Here is a 25,614-nt window from a genome sequence, read left to right as displayed (position 1 = left end):
GACCCGTGGTTTCCGGGCCGCTCCCGCCCGGGACGGACCCCGGCAGGACCTCAGGCCGGGCTCTCGCTCCGGCTCCGCCCGGCGTCGTCGCCGCCCTCTGCGCCGTCCCCTTTTCCAGCCCCGGCCTCTGCCGCGGCCCCGGTTCCCGCCCCGTCCCTTTCCCCGTGCCACGTCCGCCACAGCGCCGCGTACCGCCCGCCGGACGCCACCAGCGCGTCATGGGTGCCGAGTTCGGTGAGCCGGCCGTCCTCCATGACGGCGACCCGGTCCGCGTCGTGCGCGGTGTGCAGACGGTGGGCGATGGCGATGACCGTCCGGCCCCGGAGCACGGCGGCCAGCGCGCGTTCGGTGTGCCGGGCCGTCGTCGGGTCCAGCAGGGCCGTCGCCTCGTCCAGGATCAGCGTGTGCGGGTCGGCCAGCACCACCCGGGCCAGGGCGAGTTGCTGCGCCTGGGATCCGTCGGTGCGGCGTTCACCCGTACCGAGCACGGTGTCCAGGCCGCCGGGCAGCTCCCCGACCCAGCCCGCGGCGCCGACCGAGGCCAGCGCCGCCCACAACCGCGCGTCGTCGGCAGCCGGTTCGGCGATCAGCAGGTTCTCACGGACCGTGCCGAGGAAGACATGGTGTTCCTGGGTGACCAGCACGACCTGCCGGCGCAGCGTCTCCGGCGCCAGATCCGCGACCGGCACCCCGCCCACCGTCACCGTGCCCGTGCCCGGCGCGTCCACGCCGGCCAGCAGCCTGCTCAGCGTGGTCTTGCCCGCGCCCGACGGACCGACGACGGCGAGCCGTTCCCCGGGCCGCACCGTCAGATCGACTCCGCGCAGCACCTCGCCGCCGTGCTCGTACGCGTACCGCACGCCGGTCACGTCGATCCGGTCGTCCGCCGGGACGGGCGCCCCGCCGGCAGGCCCGGTGCGCGGCGCGCGGGCCAGCCCCTCCACCCGGGCGAACGAGGCGCCGCTGCTCTGGAGCTGCTCGACGCGCAGCAGGATCTGGTCGAGCGGTTCGGTGAACTGACGCAGGTACAGCGCGGCCGCCACCACCGCCCCCAGACTCATCGCACCGCGCGCGTGCAGCACGCCGCCCAGCAGCAGCACGCCCGCCACCGGCAGTGAGTACGACACCTCGATCACCGGGAAGAACACCGAGCGCAGGCCCAGGGTGCGCAAGCGGGTGCGGCGCGAGGTCTCCAGCGCGTCCCGGCTCGCCGCCGTCCGCCGTTCCCGCAGCCGGAACGCCTCGACCGTCCGGGCCCCGGACGCCGTGGCGGCGACGATCTCCGCGACCTCCGAGGTGGCCGCGCCCTCCGCGAGATAGGCGGCCCGGGCCCGCCGCAGGTACCAGCGCAACGCGAACCAGATCGGGGTCAGCCCCAGCACCCCGATCGCTCCGAGCAGCGGGTCGATCAGGAACACCGCGCCGAGCGTGACCAGCGCCTGGACCGTGCAGACCAGCAGCTCGGGCCCGGCGTCGCGCAGGGTCGTGCCCACGGCGGCCACATCGGCCGTGCCGCGCGTGGTCAGATCGCCGGTGCCGGCCCGCTCCACCACGGACGCGGGCAGCGCCAGCGCCCGCCCGACGAACTCCTCACGCACCCGGGCCAGCGTCCGCTCGCCGAAGCGGTGCCCCGCGTACCGCGCCCAGCGGGTCAGCAGCAGCTGGGCGACCGCGCACACCGTGATGGCCGCCGCGAGCCGGTCCACGGACGCGGTGCCGTGCCCGGCCCGCACCTCGTCGATGATCCGTCCCAGCAGCCACGGGCCGGCCAGCCCGGCCCCGGCGGCGAGCACGTTCAGGGCGAGGACGCCGGCGAACGCGCGCCGGTCGGCGCGCAGCAGCCGGGCCGCCGCCCGGCGCACCTCGGCGGGCCCGGCGACCGGCAGCCGTCCCGCGGTCCCGTCGGCCACCGTCATCGCACGGCCTCCCCCGTGTCCACGCCCGCACCCGCCCCGGCGTCCGTACCCGCCCCGGCGTCCGCGTCCGTCTCCGCGTCGTGGGCTTCCGTGTCGTCCGTGTCGCGGGCCACCAGGGTCCGGTAGCCCGGTTCCCGTTCCAGCAGGTCCCGGTGGCGGCCGCTCGCCGCCACCTTCCCGTCGACCAGGTAGTGCACGGTGTCCGCCCGGGCCAGCAGCAGCGGGGAGGTCGTGGTCACGACCGTGGTCCGGCCGGCCCGCTCCGTGCGCAGCCCCTTTGCGACCGCCGCCTCCGTGTGGGCGTCGAGCGCCGACGTCGGTTCCACGGCCAGCAGGACCTCGGGATCGGCGAGCAGCGCCCGCACCAGCCGTACCCGCTGCCGCTGGCCCCCGGAAAGGCTGCGTCCCTGCGCGGTCACGGGCGAGGCGAGCCCCTGCGGCAGCCCCTGCACGATGTCGTCGGCGGCCGCCGCCCGGACCGCCCGCGCCACCCGGGCCGGGGAGGGCTCGCGCCGTCCGCCCACCACCTCGCGCAGGGATCCGGCGAACAGGTCGGCCTCGGGGTCGGCGACCAGGATCGCGGCCCTGACCCGGTCCAGCGGCACGGCGTCCAGCCGTACACCGCCCCAGGTGGCGTCCGAGGGACCGTAGCGCCCGAGCCGGTCCACGACGGCGGACACCTCCGCGTGCCGCGCGCCGACCAAGGCCGTCAGCCGGCCCGGCGCCACGTGCACACCCGAGGCGGGATCGTGCAGCGCCGCCGGTTCGCCCGGCGCGTCCGCGCCCCCGGGGACGGTGCCGGGCGCGGTGTCGGGATCCGGCTCCAGCCGCAGCAGGTCCACCACGCGCCGGGCCGCCACCACCCCCCTGCCGAGCTGGTAGCCCATGTCCACGAGGAACGCCACCGGCCCGACCAGGACGGCGACATAGCCGTACACCGACACCAGCTGGCCCACCGTCAGGTCCCCCTGGGCGGCGAGCCGGGCCGCCAGCCAGGTCACCACCGCGAGGAACAGCGTCGGCAGGCCCGTCCCGAGCGCCTGCATCCAGCTGGTGACCGCGCCGACCCGGTAGCCCTGCTCGCGCAGCCGCCGCGAGTCCCGGCCGAAGGAGTCCGCGAACAGCCCCTTGCCGCCGAGCCCGTTGAGCACCCGCAGCCCGGCCGCGAGATCACCGATCCGCGCGGTGAGCACGCCCTGCCGCTCCCGGTACTCGGTCTCCGTGCCCTGCAACCGTGACATCAGCGGCCCGACCAGCACCGCGACCGCCGGCATCCCCAGCAGGACGACCGCGGCGAGCAGCGGCGACACCGACAGCAGCAGTCCGGCGACGAAGACGTAGACGACGACCGAGCCGACGCCCGGCCCCACCACCGTCAGGGCGCCCGCGATCGTGTGCACGTCGCTCACGCCGATGGTGACGACCTCCCCGGTGCTCACCTGGCGCGGCAGGGCGGCACCGAGCCGGACCGTGTGTCCGACGACGACCTTGGTGGTGCGGAGGTAGGCGTCCATGCGCACCCGGGTCATGGTGCGGTGGCGCATGATGCTGATCCATGCGTTGAGCGCGCCCACCACGAACAGCGCCGTGGTCCAGCCCACCAGCGCCCCCGTGTCACCGGGTTCGAGACCGTCGTCCACGGCCCTGGACAGCAGGTAGGGCGCCGCGGCCAGCAGCACCATCCATACGCTGGCCAAGGCCGCCCCGGCCAGCGACCGCCACGGCTGGCAGCGCACCAGCCAGGCCAGGTACGCCCAGCCGCCGCGGCGGTCGGGCGTCCCGGGATCCTCGTACGCGTCGATCATCCACCCGTCCTTCCGGCACCCGTGATCCCCGTGACCTCCCCGTCCCGCGGGCCGCTAGGCGAGACTGTCCCGCCAGGCCCGGTGCAGGTCCGCGAACCGGCCGGTGCCGGCGATCAGCGCGTCCGGGCTGCCGTCCTCGACGATCCGGCCGTGCTCCATGACCAGGACCCGGTCGGCGATCTCCACGGTCGACAGCCGGTGCGCGATCACCACCGCCGTGCGGCCCTTCAGCACCGTCGTCATCGCCGCCTGCACGGCCCGCTCGCCCGGGACGTCGAGCGAGCTGGTCGCCTCGTCGAGGATCAGCACCGCCGGGTCGGCGAGCAACGCCCGCGCGAAGGCCACCAGTTGGCGCTGGCCGGCCGAGATGCGCCCCCCGCGCTTGCGGACGTCGGTGTCGTAGCCGTCGGGCAGCGCGCTGATGAACTCGTGCGCCCCGATCGCCTTGGCCGCCCGCTCGATCTCCGCCCGGTCCGCGTCCGGCCGCCCGATGGCGATGTTCTCGGCGACCGTGCCGGAGAACAGGAACGCCTCCTGCGTCACCATGACCACCCCGCGCCGCAGTTCGGGCAGGTCCAGGTCGCGCAGATCGACCCCGTCCAGCAGCACCCGCCCCGCGGACGGGTCGTAGAAACGGGCCAGCAGCTTGGCCAGTGTGGACTTGCCCGCGCCGGTCGAGCCGACCACGGCCACGGTCTGCCCGGCGGGCAGGGTGAGGCCGAAACGGGGCAGGACCTCGCCGCCCGTGCGGTACTTGAAGGAGACGTCGTCGAAGACGACCTCGCGGCCCGGCAGCTCGGTCTCCAGGGGCGGGAGCCGCAGCGCAACGGCCGGCTCGGGAACGGACGGCGTCTGCGCGAGCAGCCCCGCGATCTTGTGGAGCGAGGCGGCCGCCGACTGGTAGGAGTTGAGGAACATGCCCAGCCGGTCGATCGGGTCGTACAGCCGTCGCAGGTAGAGCACGGACGCGGCCAGCACTCCCAGCTCCAGCGAGCCGTCCGCGACCCGCATCGCGCCCCACAGGACGATCACCGCGACCGCGCTGTTGGCGACCAGCCGCGATCCGACGACGTAACGGGCCATCTCCAGCAGGGCGTCGCCGTTCCTGCGCTCGTGCCGCCGGTTCAGGACGCGGAAGCCTTCGTCGTTGACGGCCTCGCGGCGGAAGGCCCGCACCGGCCGGATGCCGTTCATCGTCTCGACGAACTTCACGATCACGGCCGCGATCGCCGTGGAGCGGGCGGCGTAGACCCGGCCGGCCCGCCGCTGGTAGAGCCGGACGAGGAGGTACAGCGGGCCGAAGGAGGCCACCGCGACCGCGCCCAGCCCGAGGTCCAGCCAGAGCAGCATCGCGGAGATGGACAGGAAGGACAGCACGACCGTCACGAGCTCCTGGAGACCCTCCTCGAGGAGCTCGCGCAGCGCCTCCACGTCACTGGTCGAGCGGGAGATCAGCCGGCCCGAGGTGTAGCGCTCGTGGAAGTCGAGACTCAGCGCCTGCGCGTGCCGGAAGATCCGGCCGCGCAGGTCCAGGAGCACGTCCTGGTTGACGCGGGCGGAGGCGATCAGGAACGCGTACTGGAGTCCGCCGGAGGCCAGCGCGCACAGCAGGTAGCCGACGCCCACAGCGACCAGCGGGCCGTCGTCGCCGGCGCGGAACGCCGGCACCGCCCGGTCGATGGCGTACGCCACCAGCAGCGGACCCGCCTGCACGGCCGCCTGCTGGAGCAGCAGCAGGAGCGAGGTGAACGCGACCCGGGCCCGCAGGGGCGCCAGCAGCGAACGCAGGAGCGCGCCCGTCGCGCCGGGCGGGGCCGGCAGGACGTCCCTGTCGAAGGGGTCGTCGGCGGTGGTCCGCGGGGCGGCCTCGGCGTCGTCGTCGGCGACGGCGGAGGCCGAAGCGGTGGTGGGAGCGGTCATCGGCGGTCGGCCTCCTGGTGCGCGAACCGGGCGCCGGATTCCTCTCCGGACATGAGGTGGGCGTACTCGCTGTTGGTGCGCAGCAGTTCGTGGTGGGTGCCCACGGCGGTGACGCGCCCGCCGGACAGCAGGGCGACCCGGTCCGCGAGCAGCACGGTGGACGGGCGGTGCGCCACGATCAGCGCCGTGGTGCCGCTGAGGACCTGGCGCAGCGCGGCCTCCACGGCGGCCTCGGTGTGCACGTCCAGCGCCGAGAGCGGGTCGTCCAGGACGAGGAAGCCGGGCCGCCCGACGACGGCTCTGGCCAGCGCGAGGCGCTGGCGCTGACCGCCGGAGAGACTGAGCCCCTGCTCGCCGACCTGGGTTTCGACGCCCTGCGGCAGGTCGTGCACGAACCGGGCCTGCGCCACGTCCAGCGCCCGCTCCAGCTCGACGGGGCCCGCGTCGTCGTCGGCGCCCATCAGGACGTTCTCGCCGACGGTCGCCGAGAAGAGGGTGGGCTCCTCGAAGGCGACGGCGACGCGGGCGCGCAGCTGCGCGCGGGACAGGGCGGTGATGTCCTCGCCGTCGAGGGTGATGCGGCCGGCGGTCACCTCGTGCAGCCGGGGGACCAGGGCCGTGAGGGTGGTCTTCCCGCTGCCGGTCGCCCCGACCAGCGCCATCGACTCGCCGGAGCGGATGTGCAGGTCGACGCCGTCGAGGGTGGGCGGGGAGTCGGGGGAGGCGTCGGGATAGCGGAAGGTGACGCCGTGGAACCGCAGACCTCCGCCGGACGGCACGGGCGGCCCGGCGCCGCCGGAGGGCGCGTCTTCGGCGGGGCGCTCGGCGCCGCCCGTGTCCGCGGTGCGGCCCGAGGGTGTGCCGGGTTCCTCCGGCTCCTCGTCCATCACCTCGAAGTACCGCTCCGTCGCCGTGGCCGCCTCCTGGCTCATCGCCAGCAGGAACCCGATCGAGTCCACCGGCCAGCGCAGCGCCAGCGCGGTGGACAGGAAGGCGACCAGGGTGCCCGCGGACAGCTCGCCGTCCGCGACCCGGACGACGCCGAGCACCAGCGCGGCGCCGATGGCCAGCTCGGGGAGCGTCACGATGACGGCCCAGATGGTGGCCAGCAGCCGGGCCTTGCGCAGCTCCGTGCCGCGCAGGCTCCGCGACAGCTCCCGGAAGGCCCGCGCCTGGGTGCGGTGCCGGCCGAAGCCTTTGATGATCCGGATCCCGAGGACGCTCTCCTCGACCACCGTCGTCAGATCGCCGACCTGGTCCTGGGCACGCCGCGCCACGTGCGCGTAGCGGCGCTCGAAGAGCACGCACATCACCACGACGGGGACGGCCGGGCCGAGGACGACCAGCCCCAGCCGCCAGTCCTGGACCAGCATGACGGCGACGCCGAGGACGATCGTCACCGAGTTGACCAGCAGGAACGTCAGGGGAAACGCGAGGAACATGCGCAGCAGCCCGAGATCGGCCGTCGCCCGGGACAGCAGCTGCCCCGAGGGCCAGCGGTCGTGGAAGGCCACCGGCAGCCGCTGGAGCCGCCCGTACAGATCCGCCCGCATCTCCGCCTCGACGTGCGACAGCGGACGCGCCACCAGCCAGCGCCGCATGCCGAACAGCAGCGCCTCCGCGAAGCCGAGCAGCAGCAGCCAGAGCGCTCCGAGCCACACGCCGGCGGTGTCCCGGTCGGCGACCGGCCCGTCCACCATCCACTTCAGGACGAGCGGGATGACCAGCCCCGTACAGGACGCGAGGACGGCGACGAAGGCGGCCGTGGACAGCCGCAGGCGCACCGGACGCACGTACGGCCACAGACGCAGCAGCGAGCGGACGGCTGAACGGTCGGCGGGGGTTGCAGGTGTCCTGGGCATCACCCGCGAGCCTACGGACCGGCACTGACAACGCCCAACGGGTTTTGGTCCCGTCGGGCTCGGCCATCGGTCCTACGACCTGCGGGTCCGGCCGGTCGCGGGACACGCGTCGACCGAGGCGCCGTACCGTCCGGGGCGCCCCGCCGTCCGGTCGTCGTGTCACCCGGAGAGCCGTATCACCGGGGGAGTCGTCACCTGGGGCGTCGTGTCAGCCGAGCACCCGCAGCAACAGGACCGCCCGCCCCGGCACGGTCACCGGCACCCCCGCCGGATGCGTCACCCCCGGCGCCGCCCCCTGGTCCTCCCTCGACGTGTCGACGACCACCTCGTAGCGCTCCGCCCACGGCGGCCCGGGCAGCACGAAGCTCACCGGCTGCTCCCCGGCGTGCAGCACGGCGAGGAAGCTGTCGTCGGTGATCGGGACGCCCCGTTCGTCCCGGCCGGGGATGTCCCGCCCGGACAGGTACATCCCGAGGGTCGCCGCCGGCGCGTACCAGTCCCCCTCGGTCATCTCCGTGCCCCGCTCGGTGAACCAGGCGAGGTCGCGCAGCCCGTCCGCCGAGTGCGCCCGTCCGGAGAAGAACGCGCGGCGGCGCAGCACCGGATGGCGGTGGCGCAGCGCGATCAGCCGGGACGTGAGGTCGAACAGCGCCCGCCACCCCGGCTCCTCCAGCAGCCCCCAGTCCACCCAGCTGATCTCGTTGTCCTGGCAGTAGGCGTTGTTGTTGCCGCGCTGCGTGCGCCCCAGTTCGTCGCCCGCGACCAGCATCGGCACGCCCGTGGACAGCAGCAGCGTCGTCAGCAGGTTGCGCAGCTGCCGGCGCCGCAGCGCCCGTACCCCCTCGTCGGAGGTGTCGCCCTCGGACCCGCCGTTCCAGGAGCGGTTGTCGTTGGTGCCGTCCCGGTTGCCCTCGCCGTTGGCCTCGTTGTGCTTGCGGTCGTACGACACCAGGTCGCGCAGGGTGAAGCCGTCGTGCGCGGTGACGAAGTTGACCGACGCGTACGGCCGGCGCCCGCCCCACGCGTACAGGTCGCTCGACCCCGACAGCCGGTAGCCCATCTCCCGCACGTCCGGCAGCGCGTGGCGCCAGAAGTCCCGCACGGTGTCGCGGTAGCGGTCGTTCCACTCGGTCCACAGCGGCGGGAAGGCACCCACCTGGTACCCGCCGGAGCCCACGTCCCAGGGCTCCGCGATCAGCTTCACCCGGCGCAGCACCGGGTCCTGCGCGATCACCGCCAGGAACGGGGACAGCATGTCGACGTCGTGCATGGAGCGGGCCAGCGCCGCCGCCAGGTCGAAGCGGAAGCCGTCGACACCCATCTCCGTGACCCAGTAGCGCAGCGAGTCGGTGATCAGCCTCAGCACGTGCGGCTGGACCACGTGCAGGGTGTTCCCGCAGCCCGTGTAGTCGGCGTAGCGCCGGGCGTCGGACTGGAGGCGGTAGTAGCCGCGGTTGTCGATGCCCTTGAGGGACAGCGTCGGCCCCAGCTCGCCGGCCTCCGCCGTGTGGTTGTAGACGACGTCGAGGATCACCTCGATGCCGGCCGCGTGCAGGGCGCGGACCATCCGCTTGAACTCGCCGACCTGCTGGCCGGTGGTGCCGGCGGCGGCGTACCCGGCGTGCGGGGCGAAGTAGCCGATCGAGTTGTAGCCCCAGTAGTTCCGCAGGCCGCGGCGCAGCAGGTGGTCCTCGTGCGCGAACTGGTGGACCGGCAGCAGCTCCACCGCCGTGACGCCCAGCTCCGTCAGGTGCGCCACGGCCGCCGGGTGCGCCAGCCCGGCGTACGTGCCGCGCAGCTCGGGCGGGATCTCCGGGTGCAGCCGGGTGAAGCCCCGCACGTGCAGCTCGTAGATCACGGAGTCCGCCCAGGGGGTCTTGGGGCGGCGGTCGTCGGCCCAGTCGTCGTCGTCGTGCACGACGACGCCCTTGGGGACGTGCGGCGCGGAGTCCCGTTCGTCGCGCACGGTGTCGGCGACCTGTTGCTGGGGCCAGTCGCGGACGTGCCCGTAGACCTCCGGCGGCAGCCGGAAGTCGCCGTCCACGGCGCGCGCGTAGGGGTCCAGGAGCAGCTTCGCCGGGTTCCAGCGGCCGCCGGTCCACGGGTCCCAGCGGCCGTGCACCCGGTAGCCGTAGCGCTGGCCCGGCATGACGCCCGGCACGAAGCCGTGCCAGATCTCGTGCGTGAGCTCGGTGAGCCGGGCGCGGGTCTCCCGGCCGCTCTCGTCGAACAGGCACAGGTCGACCGCCTCCGCCCCGCCCGCCCACAGCGCGAAGTTGGTGCCCGCGACGCCGTCCGGGCCGACCCGGAACCGGGCGCCCAGGGGTGTGGACGCGCCGGGCCACACGGGTGGACCCGGCACCTTGCGCGACGCACCGTTCACGACGGTGTCCGGCGTGGCGCGCTCGGCCACCGCCTCCTGCTCGGCTGCGCTGGACACCGTTCAGCCTCCCGCGGCTCGTGGGACGACGGGGGAAAAGAGCGCGCGGTGTCCCGGCCGCGGCTCCTCGTCAGGTCGTCCTCCCCCCATTTCTGCCCAGAGCGGCCCTCGCACTCACGTTTCCCCGGAGCATGCCCGCTCGTTGGGCACAGTGTGAGGCACGTACATGGGCGCGCAGGGCGCGCGGGGGTCGCACTGGCCGCCGTACTGACATGGGCAGGACTACTCGCCGGGGCGGCCGGTTGCACCGGCGCGGACAGCCGGAGCGGACTCGACCGGGTGCTCGGCAAACCCCCGGCCCCCGAGGACGTCATCCGGGTCACCCCGCAGGACGGCGCCAAGGGCGTGCGGCCGCAGACCCCTCTGCTGGTCCGGGTGCCCGGCGGGCGGCTGGAGTCGGTGAAGGTCGTCAGGTCGCAGGACGCCCAGGAGACACCGGTGCCGGGCCGGATCGCCGCGGACGGCCTGAGCTGGCGGCCGGACGGCCACCGGCTCGGGCTCGCCGCCCGCTACACCGTCGACGCGGTGGCCCTGGACCGCGACGGCAACCGCTCGGCCCGGCACACCACCTTCACCACCTACGTCCCCGAAAAGCGTTTCATCGGCTACGTGACGCCGGAGAACCGCTCCACCGTGGGCACCGGGATGATCGTGTCGCTGGAGTTCAACCGCGAGATCGAGAACCGGGCCGCGGTCCAGCGGGCCGTCCGGGTCACCGCCGAACCGGCGGTGGACGTGCGGCCCCACTGGTTCGGCTCCACCCGGCTCGACTTCCGGCCCGAGGAGTACTGGGCGCCCGGCACCCGGGTCACCGTCGCCCTCGGGCTGCGCGACGTCGAGGGGGCGCCCGGGGTCTACGGGCTCCAGGACAAGTCGTTCTCCTTCACCGTGGGGCGCAGTCAGGTCTCCTTGGTGGACGCGGCGGAGCACACCATGCAGGTGCGCCGCGACGGTGATCTGCTGGCCACCGTGCCGATCACCGCGGGCTCGCCGAAGAACACCACCTACAACGGGAAGATGGTGGTCACGGAGATGCTCGAGCTGACCCGGATGAACGGCGCCACGGTCGGCTTCAAGAAGGCCGACGGCAAGGGGGAGTACGACATCCCGGACGTGCCGCACGCCATGCGCCTGACGGCCTCCGGCACCTTCCTGCACGGCAACTACTGGGCCGACGACGTCTTCGGCAAGGCCAACGTGAGCCACGGCTGCGTGGGCCTGCGGGACGTCAAGGGCGGCGCGGCGGACACGCCCGCGGGCTGGTTCTTCGACCGCTCGCTCGTCGGGGACGTCATCGAGGTCGTCCACAGCAGGGACAAGCGGGTCGCGCCGGACAACGGGCTCGGCGGCTGGAACCTGAGCTGGAGGGAGTGGAACGCCGGCGCCCTGGAATGACCTCGTCCCCGAGGGCAACCTTCCCCGCGTTCCCATGGTCCAAGTTGGGACTGAACGGTGACAATCCTGTCCCGTCCGGGCCGTTGACCATGTGGTTAATATGCGGCGAACGCGGGGGACGCGTCGCGGTGCGGGCCCGGGGAGGGCCCGGGGGAGTGGGGAGAAGTACTTTGAACGTGCGACCGATATCGGGGGCGTCGGTTGGGGGGCGCTCACGCGGCCGTGACAGGCGGCTGGCGCTGATCGTCGGGGGGCTGCTGCTGGCCGTCACGGCCTGCGGCGGGGGCGGGGACAAGGACTCCGGGTCCGCGAAGGACGCCGGCTCCGACGGCAAGGGCGCCTCGGCCGTCGCCGAGAGCAAGCAGTCGGAGGCGGTCGTGACCATCGCCCCGAAGACCGGCGCCAAGGACGTCGACACCAGCGGTGTCCTGAAGGTGACGGCCGCCAAGGGCAAGCTGACCGAGGTCGTCGTCAAGGACGACAAGGGCACCGCGGTCACCGGCGCGATCTCCGCGGACGGCGCGGGCTGGACGCCGGCCACCCACCTGGCGGCGTCCACCAAGTACCAGGTGCACGCGGTCGCCAAGGACTCCGCGGGCCGTACGGCCGCCGAGGACTCGTCCTTCACCACGCTGAGCCCGCAGAACACCTTCACCGGCAACTTCACGCCCGAGGACGGTTCCACGGTCGGCGTCGGCATGCCGTTCTCGGTGCGCTTCACCCGGGGCATCACCCACCCGGACGACGTGAAGAAGGCCATCACCGTCACGACCGTGCCGGCCGTCGACGTCCAGGGGCACTGGTTCGGCAACGACCGCCTCGACTTCCGCCCCGAGAAGTACTGGAAGGCCGGCACCAAGGTGACGGTGAAGCTGAACCTCGACGGCGTCGAGGGCCGCAAGGGCGTCTACGGCAAGCAGGCCAAGACGGTCACCTTCACCATCGGCCGTGACCAGGTATCCGTGGTGGACGCCAAGAAGCACACGATGAAGGTCACCCAGGACGGCAAGGTCGTCAAGACCATCCCGGTCACCACCGGCAAGCCCGGCTACGCGACCTGGAACGGTCAGATGGTCATGAGCGAGAAGTTCACCGTGACCCGGATGAACGGCGACACCGTCGGCTACGACGGCGAGTACGACATCAAGGACGTCCCGCACGCCATCCGCCTGACCGACTCCGGCACCTTCGTGCACGGCAACTACTGGGGCGGCGACGCCTTCGGCAACTACAACGCCAGCCACGGCTGCATCGGCCTGCGGGACGTGCGCGGCGGCTACGACAGCTCCGTGTCGGCCGCGTGGTTCTTCAACCACTCGATGGTCGGCGACGTGGTGGTCGTGAAGAACTCCACCGACCCGGTGGTCGACCCGTCCAACGGCCTCAACGGCTGGAACATCTCCTGGGCGGACTGGACCAAGTAGTTCCCGCCCCCGCCCCCCGACGGGCCCGGTGCCGCGACCACGGCGCCGGGCCCGTCGTCGTCGGTCCGCGGCCGCCTGTGACCGACGGCACCGGGTCCGCCCGCGTTAGTCCCCGTTAACCTGCTGGCATGACCGTGAATCTCGAAGTCGCCGACGGCGTCGGCACGCTGCGTCTCGACCGCCCGCCCATGAACGCGCTGGACGTCGCCACCCAGGACCGGCTCAAGGAGCTCGCCGAGGAGGCGACCCGCCGTGACGACGTCCGCGCGGTCGTCGTGTACGGCGGGGAGAAGGTGTTCGCGGCGGGCGCGGACATCAAGGAGATGCAGGCGATGGACCACACCGCGATGGTCCTGCGTGCCCGCGCCCTCCAGGACGCCTTCACCGCGGTGGCCCGCATCCCCAAGCCGGTCGTGGCGGCGGTGACCGGGTACGCGCTCGGCGGCGGCTGCGAGCTCGCGCTGTGCGCGGACTTCCGTATCGCGGGGGACAACGCCAAGCTGGGCCAGCCGGAGATCCTGCTCGGGCTGATCCCCGGCGCGGGCGGGACCCAGCGGCTGGCGCGGCTGGTCGGGCCCTCCAAGGCGAAGGACCTCATCTTCACGGGCCGGATGGTCGAGGCCGACGAGGCGCTCACCCTCGGTCTGGTGGACCGGGTCGTCCCCGCCGCCGACGTCTACCAGGAGGCGCACCGCTGGGCCGCGAAGCTGGCACAGGGACCGGCGATCGCGCTGCGGGCCGCGAAGGAGTCGATCGACACCGGTCTGGAGACCGACATCGACACGGGTCTGGCCGTCGAACGCAACTGGTTCGCGGGTCTGTTCGCGACGCCGGACCGCGAGACGGGCATGCGCAGCTTCGTGGAGGAAGGACCCGGCAAGGCCAAGTTCCTGTGAGACAGATCTCGCTCGAACTCCCGGTCATCACTTGCAATTGACGGGGTGTCTCATCCGGATCCCCCGATGGGGCGGTTTAGGGGAACCTTAAGGCGACCTTAAGCCTGTCTTGTCGGGGGTCCCCGAGAGCGCTTACGGACCTGTTGTCGCCGCAGGTCAGTCACGGTTTGTCAGTTTTTGATCTGTCCCTGGCATATGCCGATCCGGGCATCCGGAGCCATCGGTTCCGAGGGGCGTATTCCGGCGGAACGGCCCCCGAGGGGGCTCTGGGCGGCCATGATGGGGGGCATGGCGGGGCTGGAGGGCATCGAACAGCCGCGGGGATCGAGCCGTGCGGCCGCGGCGCGCTGGTCGCCTGCGGTCGAGGACGAACGGGCGCTGAAAGCGCTGGAGTTGTTCGGCAATCCGACCGACGGCGAGGTGCCGCTGCCGTCCCTGCCCGAGTCCGCCGCCACGGCCCGCCGGCTCGTCCAGATCGTCGTACTGCGCCAGTGGGGACTGACCCCCAAGATGACGGAGGACGCGGTCCTGCTCGTCTCCGAACTCGTCGGCAACGCCGTGCGCCACACCGGCGCCCGTGTCTTCGGCCTCCGGATGCGCCGCCGTCGCGGCTGGATCCGCGTCGAGGTCCGCGACCCCTCCCGGGGCCTGCCCTGTCTGATGCCGGTCCAGGAACTGGACGTCAGCGGCCGGGGGCTGTTCCTGGTCGACAAACTGGCCGACCGCTGGGGCGTCGACCTGCTGCCCCGGGGAAAGACCACGTGGTTCGAAATGCGAGTGGCCGACCGCTAGCCCAACCCGCCCACCGGACCTCCCCGTCCCCCCGCCGGGCCCCGCCCCCGGCCGACGGGCCCCGCCTCCAACCGCCGGGCCTTGGCGCCGGCTGCCGGGCCGCCATGCTGCCGTATCGCCGGGTCGTGCCGGGCCGCGGGGCCTTGCCCCGGACCGCCGGGCCTTCCCGTCCCACCGCCGGGTCCTGCCCCCAGTCGCCGGGCTGCCTTGCTGTCGTATCGCCGGATCGCGCCGGGCCGCGGGGCCTTGCCCGACCATCGGGCCTTGCCCGACCGCCGGGTTCTGCCCCCGGCCGCCGTACCCTGCCCCCCCCCGGCGGCCGGGGCCTGCTCCCGGCCGCCGGGTCGTGTCGGGTCGCTGGGCTCCGTCCTGCTGCCAGGTCCTGCCCGGCCGCTCGCGTTCTCGCTTGCTGGGCGCGCGTCCTCGTGCCGGTCCGCCGTGTAAGCCCCCGGTATGAGCTCGGTGAGGGCCGGGGTCGTCCGCGAGCCGGGTGGCGTCAATCGCCGGAATCGGTGCAATTCACCCCTTAAATGGTGCGGTGACCACATCCGACCGCCGTTCCGCGCTGCGGGCGGGCGCCGGGCTCGTCGCCGGGGGCGCGTTCGCGGCCGCGTGCTCGCCCTCCGGGCCCCCGTCCGGCACCACCGCCCGGCACGCCCCCACCTCCCCGGACTCCCGTTCCGCGGCCCCGGCCCCCGGCACGGCGACGCCCGCCTCCCCGGTCGCCCCCGCCCCCCGCGCGTTCCCGGGGCAGCCCGCCCAGATCACCCACGGCCCGCGCGACCGGGCCAGGGTTGCCCTCACCTTCCACGGCCAGGGCGAGCCGGCCATCGCCGAGGCGCTGCTCCAAGAGGCCGAGCGGCACGGCGCCCGGGTCACGGTGCTGGCCGTCGGGACCTGGCTCGACGAACACCCCGGCCTCGCCCGCCGGATCCTCGACGGCGGCCACGACCTGGGCAACCACACCCAGCGCCACCTGGACATCAACGCCATGTCCGAGGCCGAGGCGACGGCCGAGATCACCGGCTGCGCCGAACGGCTGCGCAGGCTCACCGGGTCCGTCGGCACCTGGTTCCGCCCCTCCCGGGCGGCCCGCGCCTCCCCGCTGGTGGAACGGCTCGCCCGCCGCGCCGGCTATCCGCACGTCCTGTCCTACGACGTCGACTCCCTCGACTTCACCTCGCCGGGCGCGTCCGCCGTCGCCCGCACCATCCTCGGCCGGGTCCGCGGCGGGTCCGTCGTGAGCCTGCACTTCGGGTACGCGGACACGGTCGCCGCGCTCCCCGCCGTACTCGACGAACTCGCCCGCCGCGGACTGCGCGCGGTCACCACCACGGAGCTGATCGGCTGATGCACCGCAACCTCGTGAAAAGCGCCCTGCTCGCCGGCGCCGCGCTCACCGTCCTGGCCGCCTGCGGCGGGGGAGGGGGCGGGACGGCCGGCGAGGGGGCCGACGGTGCCACGAAGCGGGCCGTGCCGGCGCCGGCCAGGAAGGCCGTGCCCGCCGTCGACGGTCTGCCCGGCATGCCGCCCGTGCTCGACCCGAAGGACCTCTACGCCGCCGACCGCCCCGGCAAACTCTCCCCCGTGGTCAAGGACTTCCCGCCCCGGGTCTACGTCCCCAACACCGAGTCCGACACCGTCTCCGTCATCGACCCCCGCACGTACGAGGTCGTCGAGACCATCCACGTCGGCCGCCAGCCCCAGCACGTGGTGCCCTCCTGGGACATGAAGACCCTGTGGGTCAACAACGACCGCGGCAACACCCTCACCCCCATCGACCCCAGGACCGGCAAGGCGGGCAAGGAGGTGCCGGTGCACGACCCGTACAACCTCTACTTCACCCCCGACGGCAAGTACGCCGTCGTCATGGCCTCCCTCGACCGCGAACTCGTCTTCCGCGACGCCCACACCATGAAGCGGGTCAAGACGGAACCGGTCAGCTGCTACGGCGTCAACCACGCCGACTTCTCGCCGGACGGCCGGTACTTCATCGTGTCCTGCGAGTTCAGCGGCGAGCTGCTGAAGGTCGACACGCAGCGGATGGAGGTCGTGGGCCAGCAGAAACTGCCCTTCGAGGGCGCCATGCCGCAGGACGTGAAGATCTCGCCCGACGGGAAGCGGTTCTACGTCGCGGACATGATGGCCGACGGCATGTGGATCGTCGACGGCGACACCTTCGGCAAACCCGGCTTCCTGCCCACCGGCAAGGGCTGCCACGGGCTGTACATCAGCCGGGACTCGCGCGAGATGTACATCTCCAACCGGGGGGAGGGCACCGTCTCGGTCTTCGACTTCCACGAGAACGCGCTCACCAAGAAGTGGCGCCTCCCGCACGGCGGCAGCCCCGACATGGGCGGGGTCTCGGCCGACGGCAAGGTGCTGTGGCTGTCCGGGCGCTACAACGCCGAGGTGTACGCCATCGACACCCGCACGGGGGAGCAGCTCGCCCGTATCAAGGTGGGCCGGGGGCCGCACGGGCTCGCCGTCTATCCGCAGCCCGGCCGCTACTCGCTCGGCCACACCGGCATCTTCCGTTAGGAGGCCGCCGGCCCCGCCCGGGTGCCGGCCCGGCTGCCGCGTGTGCCGTCGCCGCCGTCCGCCGTGCCGTCCCCGCCGTCCGCCGTGCCGCCTCGGCCGTCCGCCGTGCCGTCCCGCCCGGCCGCCCGCCGGAGCGTGAGCAGTGCCTCCGCTCCGACGGGCCGGTAGCCCGCCGCCTGGAACGTCCGTGTGCTGCGGGCGTTGCCCGGAGAGACCTGCGCCCACACCGGCTCGCCGGCGCTCAGGTGCCGGGCCGCGCCCACCAGGGCCCGCCCCAGGCCCCGGTGCCGCACGTCCTCGTCGACCTCGACGGCCACCTCCAGCCGTCCCGCGACCCCGCGCCCCAGGACGACCACACCCCCGTCCGCGGCCCACACCCGCACCTCGTCACGCCGTCTGCGGGAACTGACCACCCGGGGATGGTCCGGGTCCTCGATCTCCCGCAGCGCGAGCGGCGGCGCGCCCGGCAGTGGGGAGCCCACCACCAGCGCGTCCACGGTCTCCGCGGCACGGCCCGTGCGGTCGAGGAGGGCCGTCAGGAAGCGGGGGCTCATCGACGCGGCGAGCGCGTCGCAGCCGGCGGCGCGCAGTGCCTCGTGGACCCAGCGCGGGTCCTCGTCGGTGAAGACCACCGAGTGCGCGGTGAAGGAGAGGACGCCCGCGTCGCGGGGGGAGGGCTGGGGGAGGACGACCGTGCGCCCGTCGGGCGGAGGAAAGACGCCGCGCGCGGCGGCGTCCAGAATGTCCCGCAGGTGCTCCACCGCACCGCTCCCCTCGGTTCCCCGGGTCCTGGGTGGTCGCCGCACTCCGCTTCCACCAGGGCCGTTAACCTGACCTGCGTCAGTAGAACAGTGAGTATGACCGCAAGGCATGACGAAGAGGGGCGGACCGGTGGCCGACATCGAAGAAGCGCGCAAGGAGTTCCAGCGGATCGACACGGACGGTGACGGGTTCATCACCGCGGCCGAGTTCAAGTCCGCACTGGCCCAGGGGGGTGACTGGAACGTCACCGAGTCGGTGGCCGAGGCCGTCATCAAGAGCCGTGACCTCAACGGCGACAAGCTCCTCTCGTTCGACGAGTTCTGGGCGCACCTGGACAAGTGAGACGAGCGGTGACGGGGGCGCCTCGCCGACGCGGGGCGCCCCCGTCCCGTCCGCCCGGATCGCGCGCGTACGGCCCCGAGGCCGTCGGGCGCGGCGCGGAATAGCTCGCGGCCGGGCACGGTTGACCCGAACGAACGCATGCATGTGCATCGATTCGGAGAGGGCAGGGCCTGTCATGAAGATCGGCATCATCGGCGCGGGCAACATCGGCGGCAACCTCACCCGGCGGCTCACCGCGCTGGGCCACGACGTGTCCGTCGCGAACTCCCGTGGACCGCAGACGCTGCGGGAACTCGCCGAGGAGACGGGCGCCACCCCCGTCGCCGTCGAGGAGGCGGCACGCGGCGCGGAGGTCGTGGTGATCACGATTCCGGTCAAGGCGGTACCGAGCCTGCCGTCCGGCATCCTGGACGGCGCGGCCGACGGCGTGGCCGTCATCGACACCAACAACTACTACCCGCAGCAGCGCGACGGCCGGATCGCGGAGATCGAGGACGAGGGCATCACCGAGAGCCGCTGGACCGAACGGCAGATCGGCCACCCCGTGATCAAGGCCTTCAACGGCACCTACGCCCAGGACATCCTGGACCGCCCCCGCGACGCGGGCGACCCCGGCCGCATCGCGCTCCCCGTCGCCGGCGACGACGAGACGGCGAAGGCGACGGTTCGCGCCCTGATCGACGAGATCGGCTTCGACACCGTCGACGCGGGCGGCATCGACGACTCCTGGCGCCAGCAGCCCGACACCCCCGTCTACGGGTTGCAGGCCGGCGTCGAGGCGGTCACCAAGGCCCTGGCCGAGGCGAGCCCGCAGCGCCCGGCCGCCTTCCGCGGCTAGCAGTAGCGGCGCGCCCCGCCCGGCGGGGCGACGGCGCGCCCCTCAGCACTCGATGATGTTCACCGCGAGCCCGCCGCGCGCCGTCTCCTTGTACTTGACGCTCATGTCGGCGCCCGTGTCCTTCATCGTCTTGATGACCTTGTCCAGGGACACCTTGTGCGAGCCGTCGCCGCGCATCGCCATGCGGGCCGCCGTGACCGCCTTCACCGCGGCCATGCCGTTGCGCTCGATGCAGGGGATCTGGACCAGTCCGCCCACCGGGTCGCAGGTCAGCCCGAGGTTGTGCTCCATGCCGATCTCGGCCGCGTTCTCCACCTGCTCGGGGGAGCCGCCGAGGACCTCGGCGAGGGCGCCCGCCGCCATCGAGCAGGCCGAGCCGACCTCGCCCTGGCAGCCGACCTCGGCGCCGGAGATGGAGGCGTTCTCCTTGAACAGCATGCCGATCGCGCCGGCCGCGAGCAGGAAGCGGACGACCCCGTCCTCGTCGGCGCCGGGCACGAAGTTCATGTAGTAGTGCAGGACCGCCGGGATGATGCCGGCCGCGCCGTTCGTGGGCGCCGTCACCACCCGGCCGCCGGCCGCGTTCTCCTCGTTGACCGCCATCGCGTAGAGCGTGATCCACTCCATGGAGAGCGCCAGCGGGTCGCCCTCCGCCCGGAGCTGGCGGGCCGTCATGGCCGCCCGGCGGCGCACGCGCAGGCCGCCCGGCAGGATGCCCTCACGGGACATGCCCCGCGACACGCACGCCCGCATCACCTGCCAGATCTCCAGCAGCCCGGCCCGGATCTCCTCCTCGGTGCGCCAGGCGCGCTCGTTCTCCAGCATCAGCGAGGAGATCGACAGACCGGTCTCCTTCGCCAGGCGCAGCAGTTCGTCGCCGGTGCGGAAGGGGTACTTCAGGACCGCGTCGTCGAGCTTGATGCGGTCCGCGCCGACCGCGTCCTCGTCCACGACGAAGCCGCCGCCGACCGAGTAGTACGTCTTCGACAGCAGCTCGGCGCCCTGGGCGTCGTGGGCCCATATCGTCATGCCGTTGGCGTGGTACGGGAGGGCCTTGCGGCGGTGCAGGACCAGGTCGTCGTCGAAGGAGAACGGCACCTCGTGCGAGCCCAGCAGCCGCAGCCGGCCTGATTCCTTGATCTGCTCCACCCTGTCGTCGGCGCCCTCCACGTCCACCGTGCGCGGCGAGGCGCCCTCCAGACCGAGCAGCACCGCCTTCGGCGTGCCGTGGCCGTGGCCGGTAGCGCCCAGCGAGCCGTACAGCTCGCAGCGCACCGAGGCGGCGGACTCCAGCAGCCCCTCGCTGCGCAGCCGCCGCGCGAACATGCGCGCCGCGCGCATCGGGCCGACCGTGTGGGAGCTGGACGGGCCGATGCCGATCGAGAACAGGTCGAAGACCGAGATGGCCACGGTGGAACTCCTCAATACGGGGTGGTGCGGGGTGCCGCCCACACCTCACAGTGTGCGCGGCACCCGGGAAAGGGAACTACTCGCTCAGAGCGGGGTACAGCGGGTGCTTCTCGGCCAGGGCTGTGACCCGGGCCTTCAGCGCCGCCGCGTCGGCCTGCGTGAACGGGGACGGCGCCTTCAGCGTCTCGGCGATCACGTCCGCGACCTCGGCGAAGTCCTCGGCGGTGAAGCCGCGGGTCGCCAGCGCGGGCGTACCGATCCGCAGACCGGAGGTCACCATCGGCGGCCGCGGGTCGTTGGGGACCGCGTTGCGGTTGACGGTGATGCCGACCTCGTGGAGACGGTCCTCGGCCTGCTGGCCGTCCAGCTCGGACTCGCGCAGGTCGACCAGGATCAGGTGCACGTCGGTGCCGCCGGACAGGACGTTCACCCCGGCCGCGCGGGAGTCCGGCGCGGTCAGCCGCTCGGCGAGGATCTTCGCGCCCTCGACGGTGCGGGCCTGCCGCTCCTTGAACTCCTCGCTCGCGGCGACCTTGAAGGAGACCGCCTTGGCCGCGATCACGTGCTCCAGGGGGCCGCCCTGGAAGCCCGGGAAGACGGAGGAGTTCAGCTTCTTGGCGAACTCCTTCTTCGCGAGGATGATGCCGCCGCGGGGGCCGCCCAGCGTCTTGTGGGTGGTGGACGTGACGACGTCGGCGTATGCGACGGGGTTCGGGTGCAGACCCGCCGCGACCAGGCCCGCGAAGTGCGCCATGTCGACCCAGAGGTAGGCCTCGACCTCGTCCGCGATCCGGCGGAACTCGGCGAAGTCCAGCTGCCGCGGGTAGGCCGACCAGCCCGCGATGATCACCTTGGGGCGGTGCTCCTTGGCGAGCCGCTCGACCTCGGCCATGTCGACGAGACCGGCGTCGTCGACGTGGTAGGCGACCACGTCGAACTGCTTGCCGGAGAAGTTCAGCCGCATGCCGTGGGTCAGGTGGCCGCCGTGCGCCAGGTCCAGGCCGAGGATCTTGTCACCGGGCTGAGCCAGCGCGAACAGGGCGGCCTGGTTGGCGGAGGCGCCCGAGTGCGGCTGGACGTTGGCGTACTCGGCGCCGAACAGGTCCTTGATCCGGTCGATCGCGATCTGCTCGGCCACGTCGACGTGCTCACAGCCGCCGTAGTAGCGGCGGCCCGGGTAGCCCTCGGCGTACTTGTTGGTCAGGACCGAGCCCTGCGCCTCCATGACCGCGAGCGGAGCGAAGTTCTCCGAGGCGATCATCTCGAGCGTGGACTGCTGGCGGTTCAGCTCGGCGTCGACCGCGGCGGCGATCTCCGGGTCGAGCTCGTGCAGGGGCGTGTTCAGGACGGACATGCGTCTACGACTCCTCAGCCGGCGGTGAAGGCGGTGTACTCGTCGGCGGTGAGCAGGTCGTCCTGCTCGCCCGCGGTGCGTACCTTGAACAGCCATCCGCCCTCGAAGGGGGCGGAGTTGACCAGCGCCGGGTCGTCGACGACGTCCTGGTTGACCTCGACGATCTCACCGGAGACCGGCGCGTACAGCTCACTGACCGACTTGGTCGACTCCAGCTCACCGCAGGTCTCGCCCGCGGTCACCGTGTCACCCACCTCAGGGAGCTGCACGAAGACCACGTCGCCGAGCGCGTTGGCCGCGTGCTCCGTGATGCCGACCGTCGAGACGCCGTCCTCGGCGACCGACAGCCACTCGTGCTCCTTGCTGTAGCGCAGCTGCTGGGGGTTGCTCATGGCCTGAATTCTCCTGTACGCGGGGGAGTGCTGGTGAATGGGGGACTGCTGCGGGCGCCCGTGAACAGCGGAAATGTGCGCAGGGTCACGTGCGGGGGTGCGGGCTCGAGCCCAGTGTCTACTTCTGGCGCTTGTAGAACGGCAGCGGCACGACCTCGTACGGCTCGTGGCTGCCTCGGATGTCCACGCCCACGCCCGCGGTACCGGGCGCCGCGTGGGCCGCGTCGACGTAGGCCATCGCGAGGGGCTTGCCCAGCGTGGGGGAGGGCGCACCGGAGGTGACCTCGCCGATCACGTCGCCGCCGGCGACGACCGCGTATCCGGCGCGCGGGACCCGGCGGCCCTCGGCGACCAGGCCGACGAGGACGCGCGGGGGCTGCGACGCGGCGCGCTCCGCGGCCGCCTCCAGCGCCGCGCGACCGACGAAGTCGCCCTCCTTGTCGAACTTCACCACCCGGCCCAGTCCCGCGTCGAAGGGGGTGAGGGAGGTGTTCAGCTCGTGCCCGTACAGCGGCATGCCCGCCTCCAGGCGCAGCGTGTCCCGGCAGGACAGGCCGCAGGGGACGAGACCGACGCCTTCGCCGGCCTTCGTCAGCGCCTGCCAGAGCTCGACGGCGTGTTCCGGGCGGACGAACAGTTCGAAGCCGTCCTCGCCGGTGTAGCCGGTGCGCGCGATGAGCGCCGGGACGCCGGCGACGGTGCCGGGCAGTCCGGCGTAGTACTTCAGGCCGTCGAGGTCGGCGTCGGTGACGGACGCGAGGATGCCGGGGGACTCGGGGCCCTGCACGGCGAGCAGCGCGTAGGCGTCGCGGTCGTCGCGGACCTCCGCGTCGAAGCCGGCGGCCCGCTCGACGAGCGCGTCCAGCACGACCTGCGCGTTGGAGGCGTTGGCGACCACCATGAACTCGGTGTCGGCGAGCCGGTAGACGATCAGGTCGTCCAGGATGCCGCCGTCCGCCCGGCAGATCATGGTGTAGCGGGCGCGGCCGGCCTTGACCGCCCCGATGTTGCCCACCAGGGCGAAGTCGAGGAGGGCCGCGGCCTGCGGGCCGGTGACGGTGATCTCTCCCATGTGCGAGAGGTCGAAGAGCCCGGCCCGGGTGCGGACGGCCAGGTGCTCGTCGCGCTCGGAGCCGTAGCGCAGGGGCATGTCCCAGCCGGCGAAGTCGGTCATCGTCGCGCCGAGGGCGCGGTGGACGGCGTCGAGGGCGGTGCGGCGCTGCTCGGCGGGCCGGGCGGATGCGGGGTCGGTACTGCTCATCGGGCGTTCGTCTCCCAAGGCGACGTAGATCCCCCCGTGCGAGCGAAGCGGATCGCGCGGGCACGGGGGAAGGCGAGGTCGTTCCTCCCCATCTGTCATCGGAACCTGAGAGGTTCGCCATGACGGCCCGCCAGGGACGTCCATGACTTGCACCTTGGGTGGGACCGCCGAGGACGGCGGCCCGCTTTTCAGATGTGCCTCGCCCGCGCGGTAACGGGGCCTGAGAGATTCAAGGGAGGGACTTGCTCCTTCGGCGCCCCGGCAAAGCTGCTGCCGAGGACTCTCCCGCGCGGATTCAAACGGCCGGTATGCAGTTGGCGCGGCCATCATTGCACGGTTCGCCCCGATCCCGGCAGGCCGGATCTGTAACCGGGCTGTGGCGGTACGCGCACGAAATCACCGGGCGTCGCGCATTACCTTCTCTTTACGCTCGACGGGGATGAGACACCTGACCCCAGGGGAGGACGATCACGGTGAACAGGACGAGCACGGCGAGGTCCACGGCACTCGCGACCGGCGGCGCGGGGATCGCGCTGCCCGCGCAGCCCGCCGCCGGGGCCCGCGGAGCGCGCGGCCGGCGGCAGCCGCCCGTCGTCCGCGACCTGCGCGAGCGGGCCGGGCGCAGTCCGCACGGCCTGCTCTTCGGCCCCCGCGACCTGGTCGTGGTCACCGGGCTGCCGGGCAGCGGCAAGTCGACGCTCATGCGCCGGGCGGTCCAGGGGCTGCGTATCGACTCCCAGGACACCCGGGACCGCTGGGACGCCGGCGTTCCCCGCTTCCTGCCGTACGCCCTCTACCGCCCCCTGGTCCGTCTCGCCCACTACGCCGGGCTGCGCCGCGCGCTGCGCGGCGGCGAGGGAGTGGTCGTGCACGACTGCGGGACCCAGACCTGGGTCCGCGACTGGCTGGCCCGTGAGGCCCGCCGCCGCGGCGGCACGCTCCACCTGCTGTTCCTGGACGTCGGCGCGCGGACGGCGCTGGAGGGGCAGCGCGAGCGCGGCCGGGGCGTCTCCCGCTACGCGTTCCTGCGTCACCGTCGCGCGGCGGCCCGTCTGGTGCGCTCGGTGGAGAAGGGCCGGCTGCCCGCGGGCTGCGGCTCGGCGGTGCTGCTCGACCGCGAGGCGGCCGACGCGCTGCGCCGCATCGGCTTCACCGGCTGACCGGCCGACGGGCTGACCGGCCGTCACGGGCCGACCGGATTCCGGGCCGAGGGCTCGGGGGCCGACCCCGGCACCCGCTAGCCTTTCAGCCACACCAGAGCGAGCGGTTCTCAGCAGGCGGTAGGCAGATGGATTTCCCCCCGGCGAACTTCCCCACGGACTTCTCCCCGGACTTTCCGGCGCAGGCGCACCCCCATCCGCACGGCGGATGGCCCGGCAACGAGCTGGAGGAGGTGCTCTCCGTCTCGCTCGGCGTGCCGGGAGCCGGCGGCCGGATCGTCGAGGTGCTCGGGCGCAGTTTCGTCTGGGTCCCGCTGCCCGGCGGCGGCGGCCCGCACAGCGGCCCCCTCGACCTGCCCACGATCGAGCTCGGCGGCCAGGTCTACGTGCCGGTGTTCAGCTCGGAGGAGCAGTTCCGCCAGGTCGTCGGCTCGCACATGTCGTTCACCATCGCGCCGGCCGTGGAGTTCGCCCGGGGACTGCCCCCGCAGGTGGGCATCCTGGTGAACCCGGACGGTGTGGTCGGCGTCCCGCTGCCGCCGGCGGCCGTGGCCGAGCTGTGCCGCGCGGGCCGCACCCCGCTGGACGGCACGGCGGCCGGCGGCCGGGTCCGCCTCTACGAGCCCGACTGGCAGGACGACCCGATGGACTTCCTGGCCGCGGCCTCGGCGGAGTTCGACGCCACGGGCGTGGTCGGCACGGCCCGCCGCTGCCTGGCCGCCATCGAGACCGCGGACCCGGTGATGTTCGTCGGCGTGGAACTGACGCAGTGGGAGGGCGATCTGCGGGCCCTTCCGCTGGAGGCGCTGGAGCGGGCGCTGACCAGGGCACCGGCCCCCTGGCCCGTCAACCTCGTGCTGCTGGACGTGGCGCAGGACCCGGTGGGCGACTGGATGAGGGAGCGGGTCCGCCCCTTCTACACGAAGCTCCACCAGGTACCGGGCTGAGAGCGGCCCGCCCGCCGCGGCGTACCCGGCGGGCGCCCGCCGGCGTACGGTCCGCCCCGGGCTCTCAACGGCCCGGGCGGGCGGAGCGCCTAAGCTGGACCCCGACGCGGGGCAACTTCTCGAAGGGGCGATAAAAAGTGAGCGCTGGCACTGCCGC

Annotated in this window: 20 protein-coding genes and 2 riboswitches; of the genes, 10 read left to right on the top strand and 10 right to left on the bottom strand. The window is 73.2% G+C overall.

Annotation, left to right across the window (positions count from 1 at the left end):
* Nucleotides 1–50: 50 nt before the first annotated feature.
* The 5 genes from Saso_RS34140 to glgX all read right to left on the bottom strand — a co-directional run bounded on the left by Saso_RS34140 (nucleotide 51) and on the right by glgX (nucleotide 9,943).
* Complete coding sequence (locus tag Saso_RS34140) at nucleotides 51–1,916, bottom strand: ABC transporter ATP-binding protein (protein ID WP_229901480.1); 1,866 nt, start codon at nucleotides 1,914–1,916, stop codon at nucleotides 51–53.
* On the bottom strand, nucleotides 1,913–3,721 hold the full coding sequence (locus tag Saso_RS34135; RefSeq protein ID WP_189926825.1) for an ABC transporter ATP-binding protein: 1,809 nt from the start codon (nucleotides 3,719–3,721) through the stop codon (nucleotides 1,913–1,915). Before Saso_RS34135 ends, Saso_RS34140 begins: the two co-directional genes overlap by 4 nt.
* Nucleotides 3,722–3,775: 54 nt before the next feature.
* Nucleotides 3,776–5,641 (bottom strand): ABC transporter ATP-binding protein, encoded by a 1,866-nt coding sequence (locus tag Saso_RS34130; RefSeq protein ID WP_189926823.1) that lies wholly within the window; start codon nucleotides 5,639–5,641, stop codon nucleotides 3,776–3,778.
* On the bottom strand, nucleotides 5,638–7,503 hold the full coding sequence (locus Saso_RS34125; protein WP_189926821.1) for an ABC transporter ATP-binding protein: 1,866 nt from the start codon (nucleotides 7,501–7,503) through the stop codon (nucleotides 5,638–5,640). Before Saso_RS34125 ends, Saso_RS34130 begins: the two co-directional genes overlap by 4 nt.
* Nucleotides 7,504–7,711: 208 nt before the next feature.
* The gene (gene glgX / locus Saso_RS34120) at nucleotides 7,712–9,943 is read right to left on the bottom strand and encodes a glycogen debranching protein GlgX (protein WP_189926819.1); all 2,232 of its coding nucleotides are present in this window, start codon (nucleotides 9,941–9,943) and stop codon (nucleotides 7,712–7,714) included.
* A gap of 153 nt (nucleotides 9,944–10,096) precedes the next feature.
* Here glgX and Saso_RS34115 point away from each other — a divergent pair, with 153 nt between their 5' ends.
* From Saso_RS34115 to Saso_RS34090, 6 genes are all read left to right on the top strand, one after another.
* On the top strand, nucleotides 10,097–11,338 hold the full coding sequence (locus tag Saso_RS34115) for a L,D-transpeptidase (protein ID WP_189926817.1): 1,242 nt from the start codon (nucleotides 10,097–10,099) through the stop codon (nucleotides 11,336–11,338).
* A 170-nt stretch (nucleotides 11,339–11,508) separates the two neighbouring features.
* Nucleotides 11,509–12,762, top strand: a complete 1,254-nt coding sequence (locus Saso_RS34110) for a L,D-transpeptidase (protein ID WP_234483094.1) — start codon at nucleotides 11,509–11,511, stop codon at nucleotides 12,760–12,762.
* 128 nt (nucleotides 12,763–12,890) lie between these two features.
* Nucleotides 12,891–13,658 (top strand): enoyl-CoA hydratase/isomerase family protein, encoded by a 768-nt coding sequence (locus Saso_RS34105; protein WP_189926815.1) that lies wholly within the window; start codon nucleotides 12,891–12,893, stop codon nucleotides 13,656–13,658.
* A 288-nt stretch (nucleotides 13,659–13,946) separates the two neighbouring features.
* Nucleotides 13,947–14,450: an ATP-binding protein gene (locus Saso_RS34100; protein WP_189926813.1), complete on the top strand. Its 504-nt coding sequence runs from the start codon at nucleotides 13,947–13,949 to the stop codon at nucleotides 14,448–14,450.
* A 538-nt stretch (nucleotides 14,451–14,988) separates the two neighbouring features.
* On the top strand, nucleotides 14,989–15,801 hold the full coding sequence (locus tag Saso_RS34095) for a polysaccharide deacetylase family protein (protein ID WP_189926812.1): 813 nt from the start codon (nucleotides 14,989–14,991) through the stop codon (nucleotides 15,799–15,801).
* Entirely contained in the window at nucleotides 15,801–16,991 is a 1,191-nt protein-coding gene (locus Saso_RS34090) for a YncE family protein (protein ID WP_189926810.1), read from the top strand. Before Saso_RS34095 ends, Saso_RS34090 begins: the two co-directional genes overlap by 1 nt.
* Here Saso_RS34090 and Saso_RS34085 read toward each other — a convergent pair.
* Nucleotides 16,988–17,752, bottom strand: a complete 765-nt coding sequence (locus Saso_RS34085) for a GNAT family N-acetyltransferase (RefSeq protein ID WP_229901479.1) — start codon at nucleotides 17,750–17,752, stop codon at nucleotides 16,988–16,990. The genes Saso_RS34090 and Saso_RS34085 overlap by 4 nt on opposite strands.
* Nucleotides 17,753–17,882: 130 nt before the next feature.
* Here Saso_RS34085 and Saso_RS34080 point away from each other — a divergent pair, with 130 nt between their 5' ends.
* On the top strand, nucleotides 17,883–18,095 hold the full coding sequence (locus Saso_RS34080) for an EF-hand domain-containing protein (protein ID WP_189926865.1): 213 nt from the start codon (nucleotides 17,883–17,885) through the stop codon (nucleotides 18,093–18,095).
* 175 nt (nucleotides 18,096–18,270) lie between these two features.
* On the top strand, nucleotides 18,271–18,933 hold the full coding sequence (locus Saso_RS34075) for an NADPH-dependent F420 reductase (RefSeq protein WP_189926807.1): 663 nt from the start codon (nucleotides 18,271–18,273) through the stop codon (nucleotides 18,931–18,933).
* Nucleotides 18,934–18,975: 42 nt separating this feature from the next.
* Here the strand turns inward: Saso_RS34075 and Saso_RS34070 are convergent, their stop codons facing one another.
* The 4 genes from Saso_RS34070 to gcvT form a co-directional block, all read right to left on the bottom strand.
* On the bottom strand, nucleotides 18,976–20,343 hold the full coding sequence (locus Saso_RS34070) for an L-serine ammonia-lyase (RefSeq protein WP_189926805.1): 1,368 nt from the start codon (nucleotides 20,341–20,343) through the stop codon (nucleotides 18,976–18,978).
* 76 nt (nucleotides 20,344–20,419) lie between these two features.
* Nucleotides 20,420–21,697 carry a serine hydroxymethyltransferase gene (gene glyA / locus Saso_RS34065; RefSeq protein ID WP_203833575.1) on the bottom strand — a complete coding sequence of 426 codons (1,278 nt, stop codon included), beginning with the start codon at nucleotides 21,695–21,697 and terminating at the stop codon, nucleotides 20,420–20,422.
* Between the two features lie 14 nt (nucleotides 21,698–21,711).
* Nucleotides 21,712–22,089: a glycine cleavage system protein GcvH gene (gcvH, locus tag Saso_RS34060; RefSeq protein ID WP_020131386.1), complete on the bottom strand. Its 378-nt coding sequence runs from the start codon at nucleotides 22,087–22,089 to the stop codon at nucleotides 21,712–21,714.
* Between the two features lie 118 nt (nucleotides 22,090–22,207).
* Complete coding sequence (gcvT, locus tag Saso_RS34055; protein ID WP_189926803.1) at nucleotides 22,208–23,350, bottom strand: glycine cleavage system aminomethyltransferase GcvT; 1,143 nt, start codon at nucleotides 23,348–23,350, stop codon at nucleotides 22,208–22,210.
* Nucleotides 23,351–23,432: 82 nt separating this feature from the next.
* Nucleotides 23,433–23,548, bottom strand: a riboswitch (glycine riboswitch).
* Nucleotides 23,549–23,648, bottom strand: a riboswitch (glycine riboswitch).
* Nucleotides 23,649–23,817: 169 nt separating this feature from the next.
* On the opposite strand from gcvT, the gene Saso_RS34050 reads away from it, so the two are divergent.
* Nucleotides 23,818–24,510: an AAA family ATPase gene (locus Saso_RS34050; RefSeq protein WP_189926861.1), complete on the top strand. Its 693-nt coding sequence runs from the start codon at nucleotides 23,818–23,820 to the stop codon at nucleotides 24,508–24,510.
* A gap of 128 nt (nucleotides 24,511–24,638) precedes the next feature.
* Nucleotides 24,639–25,457: an enhanced serine sensitivity protein SseB gene (locus tag Saso_RS34045; protein ID WP_189926801.1), complete on the top strand. Its 819-nt coding sequence runs from the start codon at nucleotides 24,639–24,641 to the stop codon at nucleotides 25,455–25,457.
* The last annotated feature ends 157 nt before the right edge of the window (nucleotides 25,458–25,614 follow it).

This window comes from Streptomyces asoensis (assembly GCF_016860545.1).
Lineage (GTDB): Bacteria > Actinomycetota > Actinomycetes > Streptomycetales > Streptomycetaceae > Streptomyces > Streptomyces asoensis.
This window is presented reverse-complemented; position numbering and strand designations above follow the sequence as displayed.

Excerpts from the sequence above, each read along its gene's own strand:
- Saso_RS34105 (WP_189926815.1), top strand. The coding sequence starts at position 12,891 with ATGACCGTGAATCTCGAAGTCGCCGACGGCGTCGGCACGCTGCGTCTC.
- Saso_RS34130 (WP_189926823.1), bottom strand. The coding sequence starts at position 5,641 with ATGACCGCTCCCACCACCGCTTCGGCCTCCGCCGTCGCCGACGACGAC.
- gcvH (WP_020131386.1), bottom strand. The coding sequence starts at position 22,089 with ATGAGCAACCCCCAGCAGCTGCGCTACAGCAAGGAGCACGAGTGGCTG.
- gcvT (WP_189926803.1), bottom strand. The coding sequence starts at position 23,350 with ATGAGCAGTACCGACCCCGCATCCGCCCGGCCCGCCGAGCAGCGCCGC.
- Saso_RS34090 (WP_189926810.1), top strand. The coding sequence starts at position 15,801 with ATGCACCGCAACCTCGTGAAAAGCGCCCTGCTCGCCGGCGCCGCGCTC.
- Saso_RS34125 (WP_189926821.1), bottom strand. The coding sequence starts at position 7,503 with ATGCCCAGGACACCTGCAACCCCCGCCGACCGTTCAGCCGTCCGCTCG.
- Saso_RS34075 (WP_189926807.1), top strand. The coding sequence starts at position 18,271 with ATGAAGATCGGCATCATCGGCGCGGGCAACATCGGCGGCAACCTCACC.
- Saso_RS34135 (WP_189926825.1), bottom strand. The coding sequence starts at position 3,721 with ATGATCGACGCGTACGAGGATCCCGGGACGCCCGACCGCCGCGGCGGC.
- Saso_RS34100 (WP_189926813.1), top strand. The coding sequence starts at position 13,947 with ATGGCGGGGCTGGAGGGCATCGAACAGCCGCGGGGATCGAGCCGTGCG.
- glyA (WP_203833575.1), bottom strand. The coding sequence starts at position 21,697 with ATGTCCGTCCTGAACACGCCCCTGCACGAGCTCGACCCGGAGATCGCC.
- Saso_RS34045 (WP_189926801.1), top strand. The coding sequence starts at position 24,639 with ATGGATTTCCCCCCGGCGAACTTCCCCACGGACTTCTCCCCGGACTTT.
- Saso_RS34140 (WP_229901480.1), bottom strand. The coding sequence starts at position 1,916 with ATGACGGTGGCCGACGGGACCGCGGGACGGCTGCCGGTCGCCGGGCCC.